Genomic DNA, 16,112 nt, shown 5'->3' with positions numbered 1-16,112 from the left:
CTAGTCATTTTGAACTGGTGTCGGGCGTGCTGGGTGCTGAGCTAAGTTGTTGTTTCCATTGTTTTTCATTGACTTTGCTTGAAATAAAGGTGTACACTCGCGAGTTCTCGATTTTATATGGTTTATTCTTACGCACTGCCAATTTGTGAGTGAGCGTGAATGTTCGGGGACTTGCAGACTTTGTTTGCGAGTGAATATATAGATTTTAAGTGCCCGGGCAACCGTTTCCGGGCGTGTGTTTAACGTTGTATTTTGTTGGATTAAAAACGATGCCAACCATCAATCAACTGATTCGCCAACCACGTGTTTCTGCAGTGGTTAAGAGCAAATCTCCGGCGCTGGAAAACAGCCCACAAAAACGCGGCGTATGTACTCGCGTTTATACGACAACTCCAAAAAAGCCTAACTCGGCTTTGCGTAAAGTTGCCAAAGTACGCTTGACCAACGGTTTCGAAGTTATTTCGTATATCGGCGGTGAAGGCCATAACTTGCAAGAGCATAGCGTGGTTTTGTTGCGCGGTGGTCGTGTAAAGGATTTGCCGGGTGTGCGTTACCATATGGTTCGTGGTGCTTTGGATACTCAAGGCGTTAAAGACCGTAAGCAAGCTCGTTCCAAGTATGGTTCTAAGCGCGCTAAGGCTGTTAAGAAGTAATTTTCTAATTCATTAGAATTTTGTTTTGTAATCAGCTTGTAAATTAACCTCTGTAAAATCTCCGTAATTCGGATAGGTGTCGGTCTCGAATGAGCCGAGTAAGTGGTGGCTATGATGGTTCACCGCGAGCGTTGATAAATTTGTTATCGACCGCTCAACTGAAGATTGAAAGGAATTGAAATGCCACGTCGTCGTGAAGTCCCGAAACGGGATATTTTGCCGGATCCAAAATTCGGTAATGTTGAAGTATCAAAATTTGTTAACGTGTTGATGTTGTCTGGCAAGAAATCTGTTGCTGAAGGCATTATCTATGGCGCGTTTGATCACATCCAAACTAAATCTGGTAAAGATCCTTTGGAAGTGTTCGCAACTGCAATTAACAATGCTAAACCATTGGTTGAAGTTAAGTCCCGCCGCGTTGGTGGTGCTAACTATCAAGTTCCAGTTGAAGTTCGTCCAGTTCGTCGTTTGGCTTTGTCTATGCGTTGGTTGCGTGAAGCTGCAAACAAGCGTAGCGAAAAATCTATGCCACAACGTTTGGCTGGTGAATTGTTGGAAGCTGCTGAAGGTCGCGGCGGCGCAATGAAGAAACGTGATGAAGTGCATCGTATGGCTGAAGCCAACAAAGCCTTCTCCCACTTCCGCTTCTAATTTATTTAGTCGTTGCGTTAAAAGTGAGAGGCCATTGTATGAATTTTTTACAGTGGTTTTTCTAGGTATATTGAATCAGGCCGGGCGTGATTTCTTCTTGAAAATTACGCTCGGTTTTGTCCATTAAAAGATTTAGGAATAGCTATGGCCCGTAAGACCCCCATTGAGCGCTACCGTAACATCGGTATTTCGGCTCACATTGATGCTGGTAAAACCACGACAACCGAACGTGTTTTGTTCTACACCGGTGTAAATCACAAAATCGGTGAAGTGCATGATGGCGCGGCTACCATGGACTGGATGGAGCAAGAGCAAGAGCGCGGTATTACTATTACTTCCGCTGCGACAACTTGTTTCTGGAGTGGTATGGCGAACAATTTCGCACCACATCATATTAATATTATTGATACCCCAGGCCACGTTGACTTCACGATTGAAGTTGAGCGTTCCATGCGTGTATTGGACGGCGCTTGCATGGTTTACTGTGCAGTTGGCGGCGTTCAGCCACAATCTGAAACAGTTTGGCGTCAAGCTAACAAGTACAAGGTTCCACGTTTGGCATTCGTCAATAAGATGGATCGTACTGGTGCGAACTTCTTCAAAGTTTACGATCAAATGCGCGCGCGTTTGAAAGCAAATCCTGTGCCTTTGCAAGTACCTATCGGCGCTGAAGATTTGTTTGAAGGCGTGATCGATTTGGTCAAGATGAAAGCGATCATCTGGGATGTAGCATCGCAAGGTATGAAGTTTGAATACGGCGAAATTCCTGAGAATTTGTTAGCTGATGCGAAAAAATGGCGCGAAAACATGGTCGAAGCAGCTGCTGAAGCCAGTGAAGAATTGATGAACAAATACCTTGAAGAAGGTGATTTGTCTGAAGTTGAAATCAAAGCCGCTTTGCGTCAACGTACGATTGCTTCTGAGATTGTTCCAATGTTGTGCGGTACAGCATTTAAGAACAAAGGTGTTCAAGCGATGTTGGATGCGGTTGTTGAGTACTTGCCATCTCCTGTAGATATTCCACCAGTTCCTGGCACGAATGAAGATGATGAGCCAGTAGTTCGTGAAGCAAAAGACACGGAGAAGTTCTCCGGTTTGGCGTTCAAGATTGCTACGGATCCGTTTGTTGGACAATTATGCTTCGTTCGTTGCTACTCAGGTACTTTGAATTCTGGTGATACAGTTTATAACTCTGTTAAAGAGAAAAAAGAACGTATCGGTCGTTTGGTGCAGATGCATGCAAACCAACGCGAAGAAATCAAAGAAATGTTAGCGGGTGATATCGCTGCGGTAGTTGGTCTGAAAGACACAACGACTGGTGATACATTGTGCGACGAAAAAGCGATCGTTGTATTAGAGCGCATGATTTTCCCTGAGCCAGTTATTTCTCAAGCAGTTGAGCCAAAGACTAAGCAAGATCAAGAGAAAATGGGCTTGGCATTGAATCGCTTGGCGGCTGAAGATCCATCTTTCCGCGTACGTACGGACGAAGAATCTGGGCAGACAATTATCGCCGGTATGGGTGAATTGCATCTGGATATTATCGTTGACCGTATGAAGCGTGAATTCAACGTGGAAGCAACTGTTGGTAAGCCACAAGTTGCATACCGCGAAACAATTCGCAAAACTTGCGAAGAAATCGAAGGTAAGTTCGTTAAGCAATCCGGTGGTCGTGGTCAATACGGTCACGTTGTATTGAAGATCGAACCGCAAGAACCAGGTAAAGGTTTCGAATTCGTTGACGCGATCAAAGGCGGTACAGTTCCACGTGAATACATCCCTGCAGTTGAAAAAGGTGTACGTGAAACATTGACATCTGGTGTGTTGGCTGGTTATCCAGTGGTTGACGTTAAAGTCACTTTGTTCTTCGGTTCATACCATGACGTTGACTCCAACGAAAACGCGTTCCGTATGGCGGGTTCGATGGCGTTTAAAGATGGCTGCCGTAAAGCAAGTCCAGTTATTCTGGAGCCAATGATGGCTGTGGAAGTAGAAACACCAGAAGACTACGCTGGTACAGTGATGGGCGATTTGTCCTCACGCCGCGGTATGGTTCAAGGTATGGATGAGATTGCTGGTGGTGGCGGCAAGATCATTAAAGCTGAAGTGCCATTGTCTGAGATGTTTGGTTACTCAACATCTTTGCGTTCAGCGACTCAAGGCCGTGCGACTTATTCTATGGAATTCAAGCACTACTCTGAAGCACCGAAGAATGTTATCGACGCAATCGTTACATCTAAAGCTAAGTAATTTAAATCGGAAATCCTACCTGTCTTACGCCATGTAAGTCGAGTAGGTAATTAATCTAATCGTTCTTTTTGAAGGAAGAATAAAATGGCAAAAGGTAAGTTCGAACGCACCAAGCCGCACGTTAACGTCGGTACAATTGGTCACGTGGATCACGGTAAAACGACATTGACAGCAGCGATTGCGACAGTATTGTCTAAGAAATTCGGCGGCGAAGCTAAAGCATACGATCAGATCGATGCAGCTCCAGAAGAAAAAGCACGCGGTATTACAATTAATACAGCCCACGTAGAATACGAAACAGCAGCGCGTCACTACGCTCACGTTGACTGCCCAGGCCATGCTGATTATGTTAAAAACATGATTACTGGTGCTGCTCAGATGGACGGCGCGATCTTGGTTTGTTCCGCAGCTGACGGCCCAATGCCGCAAACGCGTGAACATATCTTGTTGGCACGTCAAGTTGGTGTTCCATACATCATCGTTTTCTTGAACAAATGCGACATGGTTGATGACGCTGAGTTGTTGGAATTGGTTGAAATGGAAGTTCGTGAGTTATTGTCTAAATACGAATTCCCAGGCGATGATTTGCCTATCATCCAAGGTTCCGCAAAATTGGCGCTCGAAGGCGACAAAGGCCCATTGGGCGAAGAAGCAATCATGAAATTGGCTGATGCTTTGGATTCTTACATCCCAACTCCAGAACGTGCTGTTGACGGCGCATTCTTGTTGCCAGTAGAAGACGTATTCTCAATCTCTGGTCGCGGTACAGTTGTGACTGGTCGTATCGAACGCGGTATCGTTAAAGTCGGCGAAGAGATCGAAATCGTTGGTATTAAAGATACAGTAAAAACAACATGTACTGGTGTTGAAATGTTCCGCAAATTGCTCGACCAAGGTCAAGCAGGCGATAACGTTGGTGTATTGTTGCGCGGTACTAAGCGTGAAGATATTCAACGTGGTCAAGTTTTGGCGAAACCAGGTTCAATCAAGCCGCATGATCATTTCACAGGCGAGATCTACGTTTTGTCTAAAGATGAAGGTGGTCGTCATACGCCATTCTTTAATAACTATCGTCCACAGTTCTACTTCCGTACAACGGACGTAACTGGTTCGATCGAGTTGCCGAAAGATAAAGAAATGGTTATGCCAGGTGATAACGTTTCTATCACAGTTAAGTTGATCAATCCGATCGCGATGGAAGAAGGTCTCCGTTTCGCGATTCGTGAAGGTGGTCGTACTGTTGGTGCAGGTGTTGTTGCTAAAATTATCGTTGGTTAATTATTCTTCAAAAGTTATCGATGAGGCCAAAGCTGGCTTCATCGATAAAATTTAGAATAATTCGAAATTTGGTGTACACTAGTCGGCTGTCGTGCTTTTTAGCTCGATAGCCGTAGTTTTTTTAGTATTAGTAATAATTGCTCTTTGTTTAAAATGCCACATTTCGTACATCGTGGCTCGTTCTTTATAGGAAATATCATGTCTACAGCAAATCAAAAAATCCGTATCCGCTTGAAAGCTTTCGATTACAAATTGATCGATCAATCAGCTTTGGAAATCGTAGAAACAGCTAAGCGTACCGGCGCTGTTGTTAAGGGCCCAGTTCCTTTGCCAACACGTATTCAACGTTTCGACGTATTGCGTTCCCCGCACGTCAACAAAACTTCCCGTGATCAATTCGAAATCCGCACGCACCAGCGTTTGATGGACATCGTCGATCCAACGGACAAGACTGTTGATGCTTTGATGAAACTCGACTTACCAGCTGGCGTTGACGTAGAAATCAAATTGCAATAATCAGTAATAATTCTCGAGGAATTGATGATTGCTTGAATCGAAGTAATCATCAAGAAATCAGAAAAATTGACATACCATAAAATATTCCATTTTCAAATAAATTTTTCTTGTAAGTGGAAATTTTTCGGGTTACAATCGAAGGCTTAGATTTTGATAGGCTTTTGCCTGTCTATTTTAAGTCTTAAAAGTAAGTTTCTAAACATCAGCCTCACCCAATCGTAGGTGAGAATGGAGAAAACAATGAGCTTGGGCCTAGTTGGTCGCAAGGTTGGTATGATGCGCATTTTTACTGATGATGGTGATTCAATTCCAGTCACAGTATTAGATGTATCAAACAACCGCGTGACACAAATCAAAACTCCTGAAACAGACGGTTACTCCGCTGTTCAGGTAACATTCGGTCAGCGCCGTGCATCCCGTGTAACTAAAGCGGCTGCAGGTCACCTCGCAAAAGCGGGCGTGGAAGCTGGTACTGTCTTAAAAGAATTCCGTGTTGACGCTGCTAAAGCTGCTGAACTGAAAGCGGGCGATGTTGTACCTGTTGGCTTGTTCGAAGCTGGTCAAAAAGTCGACGTGCAAGGTGTGACAATTGGTAAAGGCTACGCCGGTACTATTAAACGTCACCACTTCGCATCTGGTCGTGCAACTCACGGTAACTCACGTTCGCATAATGTTCCTGGTTCTATCGGTATGGCGCAGGATCCTGGTCGCGTTTTCCCAGGTAAGCGCATGACTGGTCACTTGGGTGATGTGACGCGTACAGTGCAAAATCTTGTTATCGCTCGTGTAGATGCTGATCGCCAATTGTTGTTGGTGAAAGGTGCTATTCCAGGCGCGAAAAACGGTCAGGTGATTGTATCGCCAGCTGTTAAAGTTAAAGCAAAGAAGGGGGCTTAATCTATGGAACTGAAGCTCCTAAATGCAGATGGTCAATCTGCTTCTAATGTCGCTGCGCCAGATACTATTTTTGGTCGTGATTACAATGAAGCCTTGATCCATCAAGTTGTTGTTGCTTATCAGGCGAATGCTCGCAGTGGTAACCGCAAACAATTGGGTCGTGACGAAGTTCACCACACAACTAAGAAGCCATGGCGTCAAAAAGGTACGGGTCGTGCTCGTGCTGGTATGTCATCTTCTCCATTGTGGCGTGGAGGTGGTCGCGCTTTCCCTAACTCTCCTGATGAGAACTTCTCTCACAAAGTTAACAAGAAGATGTATCGCGCAGGTATCTGCTCGATCTTGTCTCAGCTGGCTCGTGAAGGTCGTTTGAATGTTGTTGACAGTCTGACTGTTGATGCGCCAAAAACTAAGTTGTTGTCTGAAAAATTGAAGACAATGGGTTGCTTGGATTCAGTGTTGATTATTACTGAAGACTTCAACGAAAACTTGATGTTGGCTGCTCGCAATCTGGTTAACGTTTTGGTTGTTGAGCCACGTTATGCTGATCCAGTTTCTTTGGTGTTCTACAAGAAAGTGTTGATCACTAAAGCGGCCTTGACAAAGATTGAGGAGATGCTGGCATGAGCGTAATCAAGCATAGTGAAGAACGCCTGATGAAGGTGTTGCTGGCTCCGGTGATCTCTGAAAAAGCAACTATGGTTGCAGAGAAAAACGAGCAAGTTGTTTTCCTGGTTATGCCAGATGCAACTAAGCCAGAAATCAAGGCTGCTGTTGAGTTGCTGTTTAAGGTTCAAGTTGAATCTGTGCAAGTAGCTAACCGCTTGGGCAAACAAAAACGTACTGGTAAATTTAATGGCCGTCGCAATCATACAAAACGCGCTTTTGTATGCTTGAAACCAGGTCAAGAAATTAACTTTACCGAGGGGGCATAAGCATGGCACTCGTTAAGATGAAGCCAACCTCACCAGGCCGTCGTGGTATGGTTAAAGTGGTAACTGAAGGCCTGCATAAAGGTCGTCCGTTTGCTGCTTTGTTGGAAAAGAAAAATAAAACTGCTGGCCGTAACAACAATGGTCATATCACTACTCGTCATATCGGCGGTGGTCATAAGCAGCACTATCGTTTAGTCGATTTTAAACGTTCTAAAGATGGTATTCCTGCGAAAGTTGAACGCATTGAATACGATCCTAACCGTACAGCGCACATTGCTTTGTTGTGCTACGCGGATGGTGAACGTGCATACATCATTGCATCCAAAGGTATGGCTGCTGGTGATCAGGTAATGAATGGCTCACAAGCGCCAATCAAATCTGGTAACTGCTTGCCAATCCGCAATATCCCAGTTGGTACAACTATGCATTGCGTAGAAATGTTGCCAGGCAAGGGTGCGCAGATCGCTCGTACTGCTGGTGCTGGTGTGGTGTTGATGGCTCGCGAAGGTACATACGCTCAAGTGCGTTTGCGCTCTGGTGAAGTTCGTCGTATCCATATCGAATGCCGTGCAACTATCGGTGAAGTCGGTAACGGTGAGCATAACCTCCGTAAAATTGGTAAAGCTGGTGCGATGCGTTGGCGCGGTGTACGCCCGACAGTTCGCGGTGTTGTCATGAATCCGATCGATCACCCACACGGTGGTGGTGAAGGTAAGACAGCAGCGGGACGTCATCCAGTTTCTCCATGGGGTCAGCAAACTAAGGGTAAGAAGACACGTCGCAACAAGCGTACGACTTCCATGATCGTTTCACGCCGTGGCAAGAAATAAGGGGTAACACATGACACGTTCAGCTAAAAAAGGGCCGTTTTGCGACGCCCATTTGGTAAAGAAAGTCGAAGCTGCGCAAGCAAATAAAGACAAAAAGCCAATTAAGACTTGGTCACGTCGTTCGACAATCATGCCTGATTTCATCGGTCTGACTATCGCTGTACACAATGGTAAGCAGCACGTACCAGTGTACGTTTCTGAAAACATGGTAGGCCATAAATTGGGCGAATTCGCATTGACTCGCACATTTAAAGGTCATATCGCGGATAAGAAAGCGAAGAGATAATATGGAAACCAAAGCAATATTGAAGGGTGTACGTCTGTCCGAGCAAAAAGGTCGCTTGGTTGCAGACTTGATCCGTGGTAAGAAAGTCGATCAAGCATTAAACATCTTAGCCTTCAGTCCGAAAAAAGGCGCGACTATCATTAAGAAAGTCTTGGAATCAGCAATTGCTAATGCCGAGCACAATGATGGTGCCGATATCGATGAATTGAAAGTTACGACGATTTATGTCGAAAAAGGACCAATTCTCAAACGCTTTACAGCGCGCGCAAAAGGTCGTGGTGATCGTATCTCTAAACAATCCTGTCACATTTATGTGACTGTTGGTAACTAAGGAGTCACGATGGGACAGAAGATACATCCAACCGGTTTCCGTTTAGCGGTAACACGTAATTGGTCTTCACGTTGGTATGCTGGCAATGCAAATTTTGCCACTATGCTCAACGAAGATATCAAAGTACGTGAGTACCTCAAAAAGAAATTGAAAAATGCATCAGTAGGTCGTATCACTATTGAGCGTCCAGCGAAAAACGCACGTATTACTATTTACAGCTCCCGTCCAGGTGTTGTGATTGGTAAAAAAGGCGAAGATATCGAATCCTTGAAAACGGATTTGGCAAAGATTATGGGCGTGCCTGTGCACGTGAATATCGAAGAAATTCGTAAGCCAGAAATCGATGCGCAATTGATCGCTGATTCTATCTCTCAGCAACTCGAAAAACGTATTATGTTCCGCCGCGCGATGAAACGTGCGATGCAAAACGCAATGCGTCTGGGTGCTAAGGGTATCAAGATCATGTCTAGTGGTCGTTTGAATGGTATCGAAATTGCTCGTAAAGAATGGTATCGCGAAGGCCGAGTGCCTCTGCATACTTTGCGCGCTGATATCGATTACGGTACAAGTGAAGCATCTACGACATACGGTATTATTGGCGTTAAAGTATGGGTTTATAAAGGCGATCGTTTAGCTAATGGCGATGCTCCTGTAATTGAATCCACACCAGAAGACGACAAAAAACGTCGTGGCCCACGTCGCGAAGATGGCAAGCCAAATAGCCGTCCACGTGCAAAGCGCCCTGAAGGTCAAACTCCAACTGGTACAGCAGCAGCTCCAGCGGCTAAGCGTGTTCGCACGAAAGCAGCTGACGGCGCGGCGGCACCAGCTGAGAAAGCAGGAGAATAATCATGCTGCAACCAGCACGCAGAAAATATCGTAAGGAACAAAAAGGCCGCAACAAGGGTATTTCCCATGACCGTGGCACAGCAGTTTCTTTCGGTGAATTTGGTTTGAAATCAATTGCACGTGGTCGTATCACAGCCCGTCAAATTGAAGCTGCACGTCGTGCTATGACTCGTCATATCAAACGTGGTGGCCGTATCTGGATTCGTATTTTCCCAGATAAGCCAATTTCTCAGAAACCAGCTGAAGTTCGTATGGGTAATGGTAAAGGTAATCCAGAGTACTACGTAGCCGAGATTCAACCAGGCAAAATGTTGTACGAAATGGATGGCGTTGATGAAGCGCTGGCACGCGAAGCTTTCCGCTTAGCAGCTGCTAAATTACCATTGTTGACAACGTTTGTCGTACGTCAAGTCGGCACTTAATAGGGAGTTGTAAATGAAAGTATCTGAACTCCAAGGCAAAGACTCCGCAGCTTTGACGAAAGAATTGAATGATTTGTTGAAGGCACAATTCAGCCTGCGTATGCAAATCGCTACGCAACAATTGAATAACACTTCGCAACTCAAAAAAGTTCGTCGTGACATCGCCAGAGTTAAAACAGTCATGAATCAGAAGGATGCCAAATAATGAACGATCAAACTAAAGTTGCATTGAAGCGCACATTGATTGGCAAAGTTGTCTCTGACAAGATGGATAAAACGGTGACAGTATTGGTTGAGCGTCACGTTAAACATCCTTTGTACGGTAAGATCATTATGCGCACTGCGAAATATCATGCGCACGATGAAGCTAACCAAGCAAAAGCCGGTGACACAGTCGAGATTCAAGAAGGTCGTCCAATCTCTAAAACTAAAGCTTGGACTTTGACTCGCGTGGTACAAGTTGCGCCAGTTTTATAAATAGTTGTTGCAGCAATCGTTTTTTGATGTAATAATGATGGGCTGTCATTTGCAAAGCTTGCGAATGACAGCTTAAATGTCTCTCAAGGAGTAGTTTGAGAGTGGTTAAAAAATCGTCCACCTAATCGGTTGACTCGTGCATTGTTATTTGTGCTTCTAAGGCGTCTGACAATAAAAGAGTTGGCTGGCGGGACCAAGACTGACTACAGATTTGCAGTGTGCGGATTGTGTGGATTAAGTTGGGAAAGAGAACAATATGATTCAAACAGAAAGCCGGCTAGAAGTGGCTGACAATACTGGTGCGCGCGAAGTTTTGTGCATTAAAGTATTGGGTGGCTCTAAGCGTCGTTATGCAGGGATCGGTGATGTTATCAAGGTAACAGTCAAGTCTGCTGCTCCACGCGGTCGCGTAAAAAAAGGTGAAATTTACAATGCAGTTGTGGTTCGTACTGCTAAAGGTGTTCGTCGTCAAGATGGCTCTTTGGTTAAGTTCGATAGCAATGCTGCAGTGTTGTTAAATGCAAAACTTGAGCCTATCGGAACTCGAATTTTCGGCCCAGTAACGCGTGAACTGCGTACTGAGCGTTTCATGAAGATCGTTTCGCTTGCTCCAGAAGTGCTGTAAGGAGTCGTGATGAATAAGATTCGTAAAAACGACGAAGTCATCGTCTTGACGGGTAAAGACAAAGGTAAGCGCGGTCAAGTGCAGCAATGCGTTGATGCAAATTACGTTGTTGTTGCAGGTGTTAACGTTGCCAAAAAAGCGACTAAGCCTAACCCAATGACTGGAGCAGTTGGTGGCATCGTGGATAAAGTGATGCCGATTCATGTTTCCAATGTGGCGTTGTTTAATGCTGCATCTGGTAAAGCAGACCGTGTAGGTTTTAAGGTCGTGGATGGTAAGAAAGTCCGCGTCTATAAGTCTACTGGCGAAGTTGTGAAGGCATAAGGTCATGGCCCGTCTACAAGCATTATACAAAGAAAAAATCGTTGCTGATTTGACTGAGAAATTCTCTTACAAATCACCAATGGAAGTTCCTCGCATCTTGAAGATCACCCTGAATATGGGTTTGTCCGAAGCGATCGCTGATAAGAAAATTATTGAGCACGCAGTTGGCGATTTGACGAAGATTGCAGGTCAAAAACCTGTCGTAACTAAGGCGCGTAAAGCGATCGCTGGTTTCAAAATCCGCGAAGGTTATCCAATCGGCTGTATGGTCACCCTGCGTGGTAATCATATGTACGAATTCTTGGATCGTTTCGTGACTGTGGCTTTGCCACGCGTTCGTGACTTCCGTGGTGTATCTGGCCGCGCATTTGACGGTCGTGGTAACTACAATATCGGTGTTAAGGAACAGATCATTTTCCCTGAAATCGAGTACGACAAGATTGACGCGTTGCGTGGTATGAATATCAGTATTACTACGACAGCTAAGACCGACGAAGAAGCAAAAGCGCTTCTCGCCGCATTTAAATTTCCGTTCAGAAACTGAGGTCGCCATGGCAAAATTGGCACTGATTAATCGTGAGCAAAAGCGTGCAGATTTGGTGAAGAAATTCGCTGGCAAACGCGCCGAATTGAAGGCCATCATTGATGACCAATCAAAAACTCCAGAAGAGCAATATTTAGCTCGTTTGAAGTTGCAGGCATTGCCACGTAATTCTAATCCGACTCGTCAGCGCAATCGCTGCGCTTTGACAGGTCGTCCACGTGGCACATTCCGTAAGTTCGGTTTGGGCCGTATTAAAGTCCGTGAATTCGCCATGCGTGGTGAAATCCCGGGTATGACTAAAGCTAGCTGGTAATAGGAGAATAAGCAATGAGTATGAGCGATCCTATCGCCGATATGCTGACCCGCATCCGTAACGCGCAAGTTGTTCAAAAAACTGCCGTCGCGATGCCGTCCTCTAAGGTAAAAATTGCAATTGCAAATGTACTGAAGGACGAAGGCTACATTGAGGATTTCGCAGTAGTTGACGCTGCTGGTAAATCTGAATTGAAAATCGGTTTGAAATATTATGCAGGACGTCCTGTTATTGAACGCTTGGAACGTGTATCACGTCCAGGTCTTCGTATTTACAAAGGTAAAGACGAGATCCCAAGTGTGATGAACGGTTTGGGCGTGGCCATTGTGTCCACACCTAAGGGCGTTATGACTGACCGCAAAGCGCGCGCAACCGGTGTCGGTGGCGAAGTTATTTGCTACGTCGCCTAAGGAGTGCAAGATGTCTCGAGTAGGTAAAATGCCAATCGCGTTGCCAGCAGGTGCAGAAGTTGCAATCTCAGCAGCGGCGATTACAGTAAAAGGTCCAATGGGCGTGTTGACACAAAGCTTGAATGGCTTAGTGTCTATCGCAAACGAAAGTGGTGTCCTGAATTTCAAACCGGCAAATGACAGCCGTGAAGCCAATGCTATGACCGGTACCTTGCGTGCCTTGGTTAATAACATGGTTAACGGTGTTACTAAAGGTTTTGAGAAGAAGTTGAACCTCGTCGGCGTTGGTTATAAAGCGCAAGCGCAAGGCGACAAGTTGAATCTCTCCTTGGGTTTTTCTCATCCTGTCGTTCATGACATGCCAGCTGGCGTGACATGTGCAACACCAACTCCAACTGAAATTCTCATCAAAGGTGTGAATAAGCAGCAGGTTGGTCAGGTCGCTGCAGAAGTTCGTGCATACCGCAGCCCAGAGCCTTATAAAGGCAAGGGTGTCCGCTACGCGGACGAAGTGGTTGTGATTAAAGAAACCAAGAAGAAGTAATAGGGGTTAGACGATGGATAAGAAACAATCACGTCTGCGCCGCGCGACTCAAACCCGTGCCAAGATCGCAGAGCTCAAGGTCACACGTTTATCTGTGCACCGTACGAACCTGCATATCTACGCTAGCATCATTGATGCAGATTCCAAAGTATTGGCATCTGCTTCTACAGTGGAAGCTGAAGTGCGTGCAGAATTGGCAGCGGCATCTAAGCACGGTGGTAATGCTGCGGCAGCCACTTTGATTGGTAAGCGCGTTGCGGAAAAAGCATTGAAAGCAGGAGTTACCGAAGTCGCGTTTGATCGCTCCGGTTTTCGTTACCACGGTCGTGTGAAGGCGTTGGCAGAAGCCGCGCGTGAAGCCGGCTTGAAGTTCTAAGGAATATTGTCATGGCAAAAATGCAAGCAAAAACAGCAGCCGACAAGCCGGATGATGGCATGCGCGAAAAAATGATCGCGATCAACCGTGTAACCAAAGTGGTTAAAGGTGGTCGTATCATGGGTTTCGCAGCACTGACAGTCGTTGGTGATGGTGACGGTCGCATCGGTATGGGTAAAGGAAAATCGAAAGAAGTTCCAGTAGCCGTACAAAAAGCGATGGAAGAAGCCCGCCGCAAAATGATTAAAGTAACTTTGAAAAACGGTACATTGCAACATGCAGTGACTGGTAAGCACGGCGCCTCATCAGTCATGATGATGCCTGCTAAAGAAGGTACTGGCGTTATTGCTGGTGGTCCAATGCGCGCGATTTTCGAAGTGTTGGGTGTGGTTAATGTAGTTGCTAAGTCTAATGGCTCTACTAATCCATACAACATGGTTCGTGCAACTTTGAACGGTTTGTCGAAAATGAGTACGCCTTCCGATATCGCTGCAAAGCGCGGTAAGTCCGTTGAAGAAATTTTGGGCTAAGGTGAGCGAAATGACAACTACAGTTAAAGTACAATTGGTCAAGGGTTTGATCGGTACGCGCGAGTCACATCGTGCTACTGTGCGCGGCTTAGGTCTGCGTCGCGTAAATTCAGTTTCTGAATTGCAAGACACACCAGCAGTGCGCGGTATGATCAATAAAGTCTCGTATCTTGTGAAGGTTGTATCGTAAGCCTTAGGGTTTACGATCGGAGCAAATTATGGAATTAAATACAATCCAACCAGCTGATGGCGCTAAACACTACAAACGTCGTGTTGGTCGCGGTATCGGTTCTGGTATCGGTAAAACAGCGGGCCGTGGTCATAAAGGTCAAAAATCTCGTACAGGCGGCTTTCATAAAGTCGGTTTCGAAGGCGGTCAAATGCCTTTGCAACGCCGCTTGCCTAAGCGTGGTTTCAAATCGTTGGCAACACCTTACAAAGCAGAAGTTCGTTTGTCTGACCTGGAGAATTTGCCAGTGACAGAGATCGACGTTTTGGCATTGAAGCAAGCTGGTGTCGTTTCTGAATTAGCACGTGTCGTTCGCGTGATTTTGTCAGGCGAGATCACTAAAAAAGTAACTTTGAATGGCTTAATCGTCAGCAAAGGTGCTAAAGCTGCGATCGAAGCTGCTGGCGGAACAGTGACTGAATTAGTGATTGCACCAGTGGTTAAGAAATTACCCGCTAAAGCTAAAGCATCTGCTTAATTAAGTCATAACAGGAGCAAACATTGGCAACATCTCCTCAACAAACTAAAAGTGCTGCAAGTGGTTTTCCTTGGGGAAGACTCTGGTTTTTACTAGCAGCATTAGTTGTATATAGGATAGGCGCACATATACCTGTTCCTGGAATTGATCCAAAGGTATTGGAAGATTTGTTTAAACAAAACCAAAATGGTATTTTGGGTATGTTTAACATGTTCTCTGGCGGTGCTTTGTCTCGCTTCACAATTTTGGCGCTGGGAATTACGCCTTACATTTCTGCCTCTATTATTATGCAGTTGATGTCAGTCGTTTCTCCGCAGCTGGAAGCACTGAAGAAAGAAGGCGAATCGGGTCGTCGTAAGATCACCCAATACACACGTTACGGTACTTTGGTACTCGGTGTGGTGCAAGCTTTCTTCATCGCTTTTGGTTTGGAAACGCAAGCAGGTTTGGTGTTAGATCCTGGAATGGCTTTTAGATTTACCACTGTCGTTACCTTGGTAACTGGCACGATGTTCCTGATGTGGTTAGGTGAGCAAATCACTGAGCGCGGTTTAGGTAACGGTATTTCTATCATCATCTTTGCAGGTATCGTAGCAGGCTTGCCAGGTGCATTAGCAGGTTTGTTCGAATTAGTTCGTACTGGCTCTATGCAAGCGTTTTCCGCGTTGATTATTTGCGTAATGGTTGCTGCAGTGACTTATTTGGTTGTGTTCGTAGAGCGCGGTCAACGTAAGATTCTGGTCAACTATGCGAAGCGTCAGGTAGGCAATAAAGTTTATGGTGGTCAAAGCAGTCATTTACCACTCAAGTTGAATATGGCAGGTGTGATTCCTCCGATCTTTGCTTCTTCTATCATTATGCTGCCTGCCACGATTACCGGCATGTTCGCAAAGGGAGCGCAAGATCAGGATTCTGGATTCGTTAGGTTCTTGCAAGATTTAGCAAGTTCTTTGACAACTGGTGAACCTGTTCATGCATTGTTGTACGCTGTAACAATTATCTTCTTCTGCTTCTTCTACACGGCGCTGGTATTTAACAGCAAAGAGACAGCAGATAATTTGAAGAAGAGTGGTGCTTTCGTCCCTGGGATTCGTCCCGGTGATCAAACATCGCGTTATATCGACAAGATTTTGATGCGTTTGACTTTGATTGGCGCGGTATACATTGCATTAGTTTGCTTGTTACCAGAATTGCTGATCGCTCATTGGAAAGTACCATTCTATTTCGGCGGCACATCGCTGTTGATTATTGTGGTGGTGACCATGGACTTTATGGCTCAAGTGCAAAATTACGTAATGTCACAGCAATACGAATCGCTTCTTCGTAAAGCAAATTTCAAGGGCGGCATACCTTCACGGTAAGCA

Annotated in this window: 26 protein-coding genes; all 26 read left to right on the top strand. The window is 45.4% G+C overall.

What is annotated here, in order from left to right; translation table 11 throughout:
* Positions 1-269 precede the first annotated feature (269 nt).
* Positions 270-653: a 30S ribosomal protein S12 gene (rpsL, locus tag ACO0KW_RS19670; protein WP_186886132.1), complete on the top strand. Its 384-nt coding sequence runs from the start codon at positions 270-272 to the stop codon at positions 651-653.
* 180 nt (positions 654-833) lie between these two features.
* Positions 834-1,304 carry a 30S ribosomal protein S7 gene (rpsG, locus tag ACO0KW_RS19665; RefSeq protein WP_186892660.1) on the top strand — a complete coding sequence of 157 codons (471 nt, stop codon included), beginning with the start codon at positions 834-836 and terminating at the stop codon, positions 1,302-1,304.
* A 144-nt stretch (positions 1,305-1,448) separates the two neighbouring features.
* Positions 1,449-3,554: an elongation factor G gene (gene fusA / locus ACO0KW_RS19660; RefSeq protein ID WP_423055044.1), complete on the top strand. Its 2,106-nt coding sequence runs from the start codon at positions 1,449-1,451 to the stop codon at positions 3,552-3,554.
* An 84-nt stretch (positions 3,555-3,638) separates the two neighbouring features.
* Positions 3,639-4,832 carry an elongation factor Tu gene (gene tuf / locus ACO0KW_RS19655; protein WP_315472496.1) on the top strand — a complete coding sequence of 398 codons (1,194 nt, stop codon included), beginning with the start codon at positions 3,639-3,641 and terminating at the stop codon, positions 4,830-4,832.
* Between the two features lie 198 nt (positions 4,833-5,030).
* Entirely contained in the window at positions 5,031-5,348 is a 318-nt protein-coding gene (gene rpsJ / locus ACO0KW_RS19650) for a 30S ribosomal protein S10 (protein ID WP_186892579.1), read from the top strand.
* Between the two features lie 240 nt (positions 5,349-5,588).
* Positions 5,589-6,245 carry a 50S ribosomal protein L3 gene (rplC, locus tag ACO0KW_RS19645; RefSeq protein ID WP_186892580.1) on the top strand — a complete coding sequence of 219 codons (657 nt, stop codon included), beginning with the start codon at positions 5,589-5,591 and terminating at the stop codon, positions 6,243-6,245.
* 3 nt (positions 6,246-6,248) lie between these two features.
* Positions 6,249-6,872: a 50S ribosomal protein L4 gene (gene rplD, locus ACO0KW_RS19640; protein ID WP_186892581.1), complete on the top strand. Its 624-nt coding sequence runs from the start codon at positions 6,249-6,251 to the stop codon at positions 6,870-6,872.
* Positions 6,869-7,180, top strand: a complete 312-nt coding sequence (rplW, locus tag ACO0KW_RS19635; protein ID WP_186892582.1) for a 50S ribosomal protein L23 — start codon at positions 6,869-6,871, stop codon at positions 7,178-7,180. Before rplD ends, rplW begins: the two co-directional genes overlap by 4 nt.
* Before the next feature lie 2 nt (positions 7,181-7,182).
* Positions 7,183-8,010, top strand: a complete 828-nt coding sequence (rplB, locus tag ACO0KW_RS19630) for a 50S ribosomal protein L2 (protein ID WP_186892583.1) — start codon at positions 7,183-7,185, stop codon at positions 8,008-8,010.
* 10 nt (positions 8,011-8,020) lie between these two features.
* Positions 8,021-8,296 carry a 30S ribosomal protein S19 gene (rpsS, locus tag ACO0KW_RS19625; RefSeq protein WP_186892584.1) on the top strand — a complete coding sequence of 92 codons (276 nt, stop codon included), beginning with the start codon at positions 8,021-8,023 and terminating at the stop codon, positions 8,294-8,296.
* A gap of 1 nt (position 8,297) precedes the next feature.
* A complete protein-coding gene (gene rplV / locus ACO0KW_RS19620; RefSeq protein WP_186892585.1) occupies positions 8,298-8,627 on the top strand; it encodes a 50S ribosomal protein L22 in 330 nt (109 codons plus the stop codon).
* Positions 8,628-8,636: 9 nt separating this feature from the next.
* A complete protein-coding gene (gene rpsC / locus ACO0KW_RS19615; protein WP_423055043.1) occupies positions 8,637-9,476 on the top strand; it encodes a 30S ribosomal protein S3 in 840 nt (279 codons plus the stop codon).
* Positions 9,477-9,478: 2 nt separating this feature from the next.
* Positions 9,479-9,898 carry a 50S ribosomal protein L16 gene (gene rplP / locus ACO0KW_RS19610; RefSeq protein WP_186892587.1) on the top strand — a complete coding sequence of 140 codons (420 nt, stop codon included), beginning with the start codon at positions 9,479-9,481 and terminating at the stop codon, positions 9,896-9,898.
* Positions 9,899-9,911: 13 nt separating this feature from the next.
* Positions 9,912-10,103, top strand: a complete 192-nt coding sequence (rpmC, locus tag ACO0KW_RS19605; protein WP_186892588.1) for a 50S ribosomal protein L29 — start codon at positions 9,912-9,914, stop codon at positions 10,101-10,103.
* On the top strand, positions 10,103-10,375 hold the full coding sequence (gene rpsQ, locus ACO0KW_RS19600; RefSeq protein ID WP_314857935.1) for a 30S ribosomal protein S17: 273 nt from the start codon (positions 10,103-10,105) through the stop codon (positions 10,373-10,375). The genes rpmC and rpsQ overlap by 1 nt, the downstream gene beginning before the upstream one ends.
* 256 nt (positions 10,376-10,631) lie before the next feature.
* The gene (gene rplN, locus ACO0KW_RS19595; protein WP_016836029.1) at positions 10,632-11,000 is read left to right on the top strand and encodes a 50S ribosomal protein L14; all 369 of its coding nucleotides are present in this window, start codon (positions 10,632-10,634) and stop codon (positions 10,998-11,000) included.
* A gap of 9 nt (positions 11,001-11,009) precedes the next feature.
* Positions 11,010-11,324: a 50S ribosomal protein L24 gene (gene rplX / locus ACO0KW_RS19590; RefSeq protein ID WP_186921437.1), complete on the top strand. Its 315-nt coding sequence runs from the start codon at positions 11,010-11,012 to the stop codon at positions 11,322-11,324.
* Positions 11,325-11,328: 4 nt separating this feature from the next.
* Positions 11,329-11,868: a 50S ribosomal protein L5 gene (rplE, locus tag ACO0KW_RS19585; RefSeq protein ID WP_186892591.1), complete on the top strand. Its 540-nt coding sequence runs from the start codon at positions 11,329-11,331 to the stop codon at positions 11,866-11,868.
* Between the two features lie 7 nt (positions 11,869-11,875).
* Positions 11,876-12,181 (top strand): 30S ribosomal protein S14, encoded by a 306-nt coding sequence (rpsN, locus tag ACO0KW_RS19580; RefSeq protein WP_186892592.1) that lies wholly within the window; start codon positions 11,876-11,878, stop codon positions 12,179-12,181.
* A 14-nt stretch (positions 12,182-12,195) separates the two neighbouring features.
* Positions 12,196-12,591: a 30S ribosomal protein S8 gene (rpsH, locus tag ACO0KW_RS19575; protein ID WP_186921441.1), complete on the top strand. Its 396-nt coding sequence runs from the start codon at positions 12,196-12,198 to the stop codon at positions 12,589-12,591.
* A 10-nt stretch (positions 12,592-12,601) separates the two neighbouring features.
* Positions 12,602-13,135 (top strand): 50S ribosomal protein L6, encoded by a 534-nt coding sequence (rplF, locus tag ACO0KW_RS19570; RefSeq protein ID WP_186892594.1) that lies wholly within the window; start codon positions 12,602-12,604, stop codon positions 13,133-13,135.
* Between the two features lie 13 nt (positions 13,136-13,148).
* Positions 13,149-13,511: a 50S ribosomal protein L18 gene (gene rplR / locus ACO0KW_RS19565; protein ID WP_186892595.1), complete on the top strand. Its 363-nt coding sequence runs from the start codon at positions 13,149-13,151 to the stop codon at positions 13,509-13,511.
* 11 nt (positions 13,512-13,522) lie between these two features.
* On the top strand, positions 13,523-14,041 hold the full coding sequence (gene rpsE, locus ACO0KW_RS19560; protein ID WP_186892596.1) for a 30S ribosomal protein S5: 519 nt from the start codon (positions 13,523-13,525) through the stop codon (positions 14,039-14,041).
* A gap of 10 nt (positions 14,042-14,051) precedes the next feature.
* Complete coding sequence (gene rpmD, locus ACO0KW_RS19555) at positions 14,052-14,231, top strand: 50S ribosomal protein L30 (protein WP_186892597.1); 180 nt, start codon at positions 14,052-14,054, stop codon at positions 14,229-14,231.
* A gap of 28 nt (positions 14,232-14,259) precedes the next feature.
* Positions 14,260-14,748, top strand: a complete 489-nt coding sequence (gene rplO, locus ACO0KW_RS19550) for a 50S ribosomal protein L15 (RefSeq protein ID WP_423055042.1) — start codon at positions 14,260-14,262, stop codon at positions 14,746-14,748.
* A 23-nt stretch (positions 14,749-14,771) separates the two neighbouring features.
* A complete protein-coding gene (gene secY, locus ACO0KW_RS19545) occupies positions 14,772-16,109 on the top strand; it encodes a preprotein translocase subunit SecY (RefSeq protein ID WP_186942181.1) in 1,338 nt (445 codons plus the stop codon).
* Positions 16,110-16,112 lie beyond the last annotated feature (3 nt).

Origin of the sequence: Undibacterium sp. Ji22W (genome assembly GCF_049340305.1) — a bacterium.
Classification (GTDB): domain Bacteria; phylum Pseudomonadota; class Gammaproteobacteria; order Burkholderiales; family Burkholderiaceae_D; genus Undibacterium.
Note: the sequence above shows the minus strand (reverse complement) of the source record. Positions and strands in the feature narration are given on the sequence as shown.

Excerpts from the sequence above, each read along its gene's own strand:
- rplC (WP_186892580.1), top strand. The coding sequence starts at position 5,589 with ATGAGCTTGGGCCTAGTTGGTCGCAAGGTTGGTATGATGCGCATTTTT.
- rpmC (WP_186892588.1), top strand. The coding sequence starts at position 9,912 with ATGAAAGTATCTGAACTCCAAGGCAAAGACTCCGCAGCTTTGACGAAA.
- rpsE (WP_186892596.1), top strand. The coding sequence starts at position 13,523 with ATGGCAAAAATGCAAGCAAAAACAGCAGCCGACAAGCCGGATGATGGC.
- rplR (WP_186892595.1), top strand. The coding sequence starts at position 13,149 with ATGGATAAGAAACAATCACGTCTGCGCCGCGCGACTCAAACCCGTGCC.
- rpmD (WP_186892597.1), top strand. The coding sequence starts at position 14,052 with ATGACAACTACAGTTAAAGTACAATTGGTCAAGGGTTTGATCGGTACG.
- rpsH (WP_186921441.1), top strand. The coding sequence starts at position 12,196 with ATGAGTATGAGCGATCCTATCGCCGATATGCTGACCCGCATCCGTAAC.
- rpsN (WP_186892592.1), top strand. The coding sequence starts at position 11,876 with ATGGCAAAATTGGCACTGATTAATCGTGAGCAAAAGCGTGCAGATTTG.
- rplP (WP_186892587.1), top strand. The coding sequence starts at position 9,479 with ATGCTGCAACCAGCACGCAGAAAATATCGTAAGGAACAAAAAGGCCGC.
- rplB (WP_186892583.1), top strand. The coding sequence starts at position 7,183 with ATGGCACTCGTTAAGATGAAGCCAACCTCACCAGGCCGTCGTGGTATG.
- rplN (WP_016836029.1), top strand. The coding sequence starts at position 10,632 with ATGATTCAAACAGAAAGCCGGCTAGAAGTGGCTGACAATACTGGTGCG.
- rplD (WP_186892581.1), top strand. The coding sequence starts at position 6,249 with ATGGAACTGAAGCTCCTAAATGCAGATGGTCAATCTGCTTCTAATGTC.
- rpsL (WP_186886132.1), top strand. The coding sequence starts at position 270 with ATGCCAACCATCAATCAACTGATTCGCCAACCACGTGTTTCTGCAGTG.
- rpsG (WP_186892660.1), top strand. The coding sequence starts at position 834 with ATGCCACGTCGTCGTGAAGTCCCGAAACGGGATATTTTGCCGGATCCA.
- rplF (WP_186892594.1), top strand. The coding sequence starts at position 12,602 with ATGTCTCGAGTAGGTAAAATGCCAATCGCGTTGCCAGCAGGTGCAGAA.
- rpsS (WP_186892584.1), top strand. The coding sequence starts at position 8,021 with ATGACACGTTCAGCTAAAAAAGGGCCGTTTTGCGACGCCCATTTGGTA.
- rplW (WP_186892582.1), top strand. The coding sequence starts at position 6,869 with ATGAGCGTAATCAAGCATAGTGAAGAACGCCTGATGAAGGTGTTGCTG.
- tuf (WP_315472496.1), top strand. The coding sequence starts at position 3,639 with ATGGCAAAAGGTAAGTTCGAACGCACCAAGCCGCACGTTAACGTCGGT.
- rpsC (WP_423055043.1), top strand. The coding sequence starts at position 8,637 with ATGGGACAGAAGATACATCCAACCGGTTTCCGTTTAGCGGTAACACGT.
- rplO (WP_423055042.1), top strand. The coding sequence starts at position 14,260 with ATGGAATTAAATACAATCCAACCAGCTGATGGCGCTAAACACTACAAA.
- fusA (WP_423055044.1), top strand. The coding sequence starts at position 1,449 with ATGGCCCGTAAGACCCCCATTGAGCGCTACCGTAACATCGGTATTTCG.
- rpsQ (WP_314857935.1), top strand. The coding sequence starts at position 10,103 with ATGAACGATCAAACTAAAGTTGCATTGAAGCGCACATTGATTGGCAAA.
- rplX (WP_186921437.1), top strand. The coding sequence starts at position 11,010 with ATGAATAAGATTCGTAAAAACGACGAAGTCATCGTCTTGACGGGTAAA.
- rplE (WP_186892591.1), top strand. The coding sequence starts at position 11,329 with ATGGCCCGTCTACAAGCATTATACAAAGAAAAAATCGTTGCTGATTTG.
- rplV (WP_186892585.1), top strand. The coding sequence starts at position 8,298 with ATGGAAACCAAAGCAATATTGAAGGGTGTACGTCTGTCCGAGCAAAAA.
- rpsJ (WP_186892579.1), top strand. The coding sequence starts at position 5,031 with ATGTCTACAGCAAATCAAAAAATCCGTATCCGCTTGAAAGCTTTCGAT.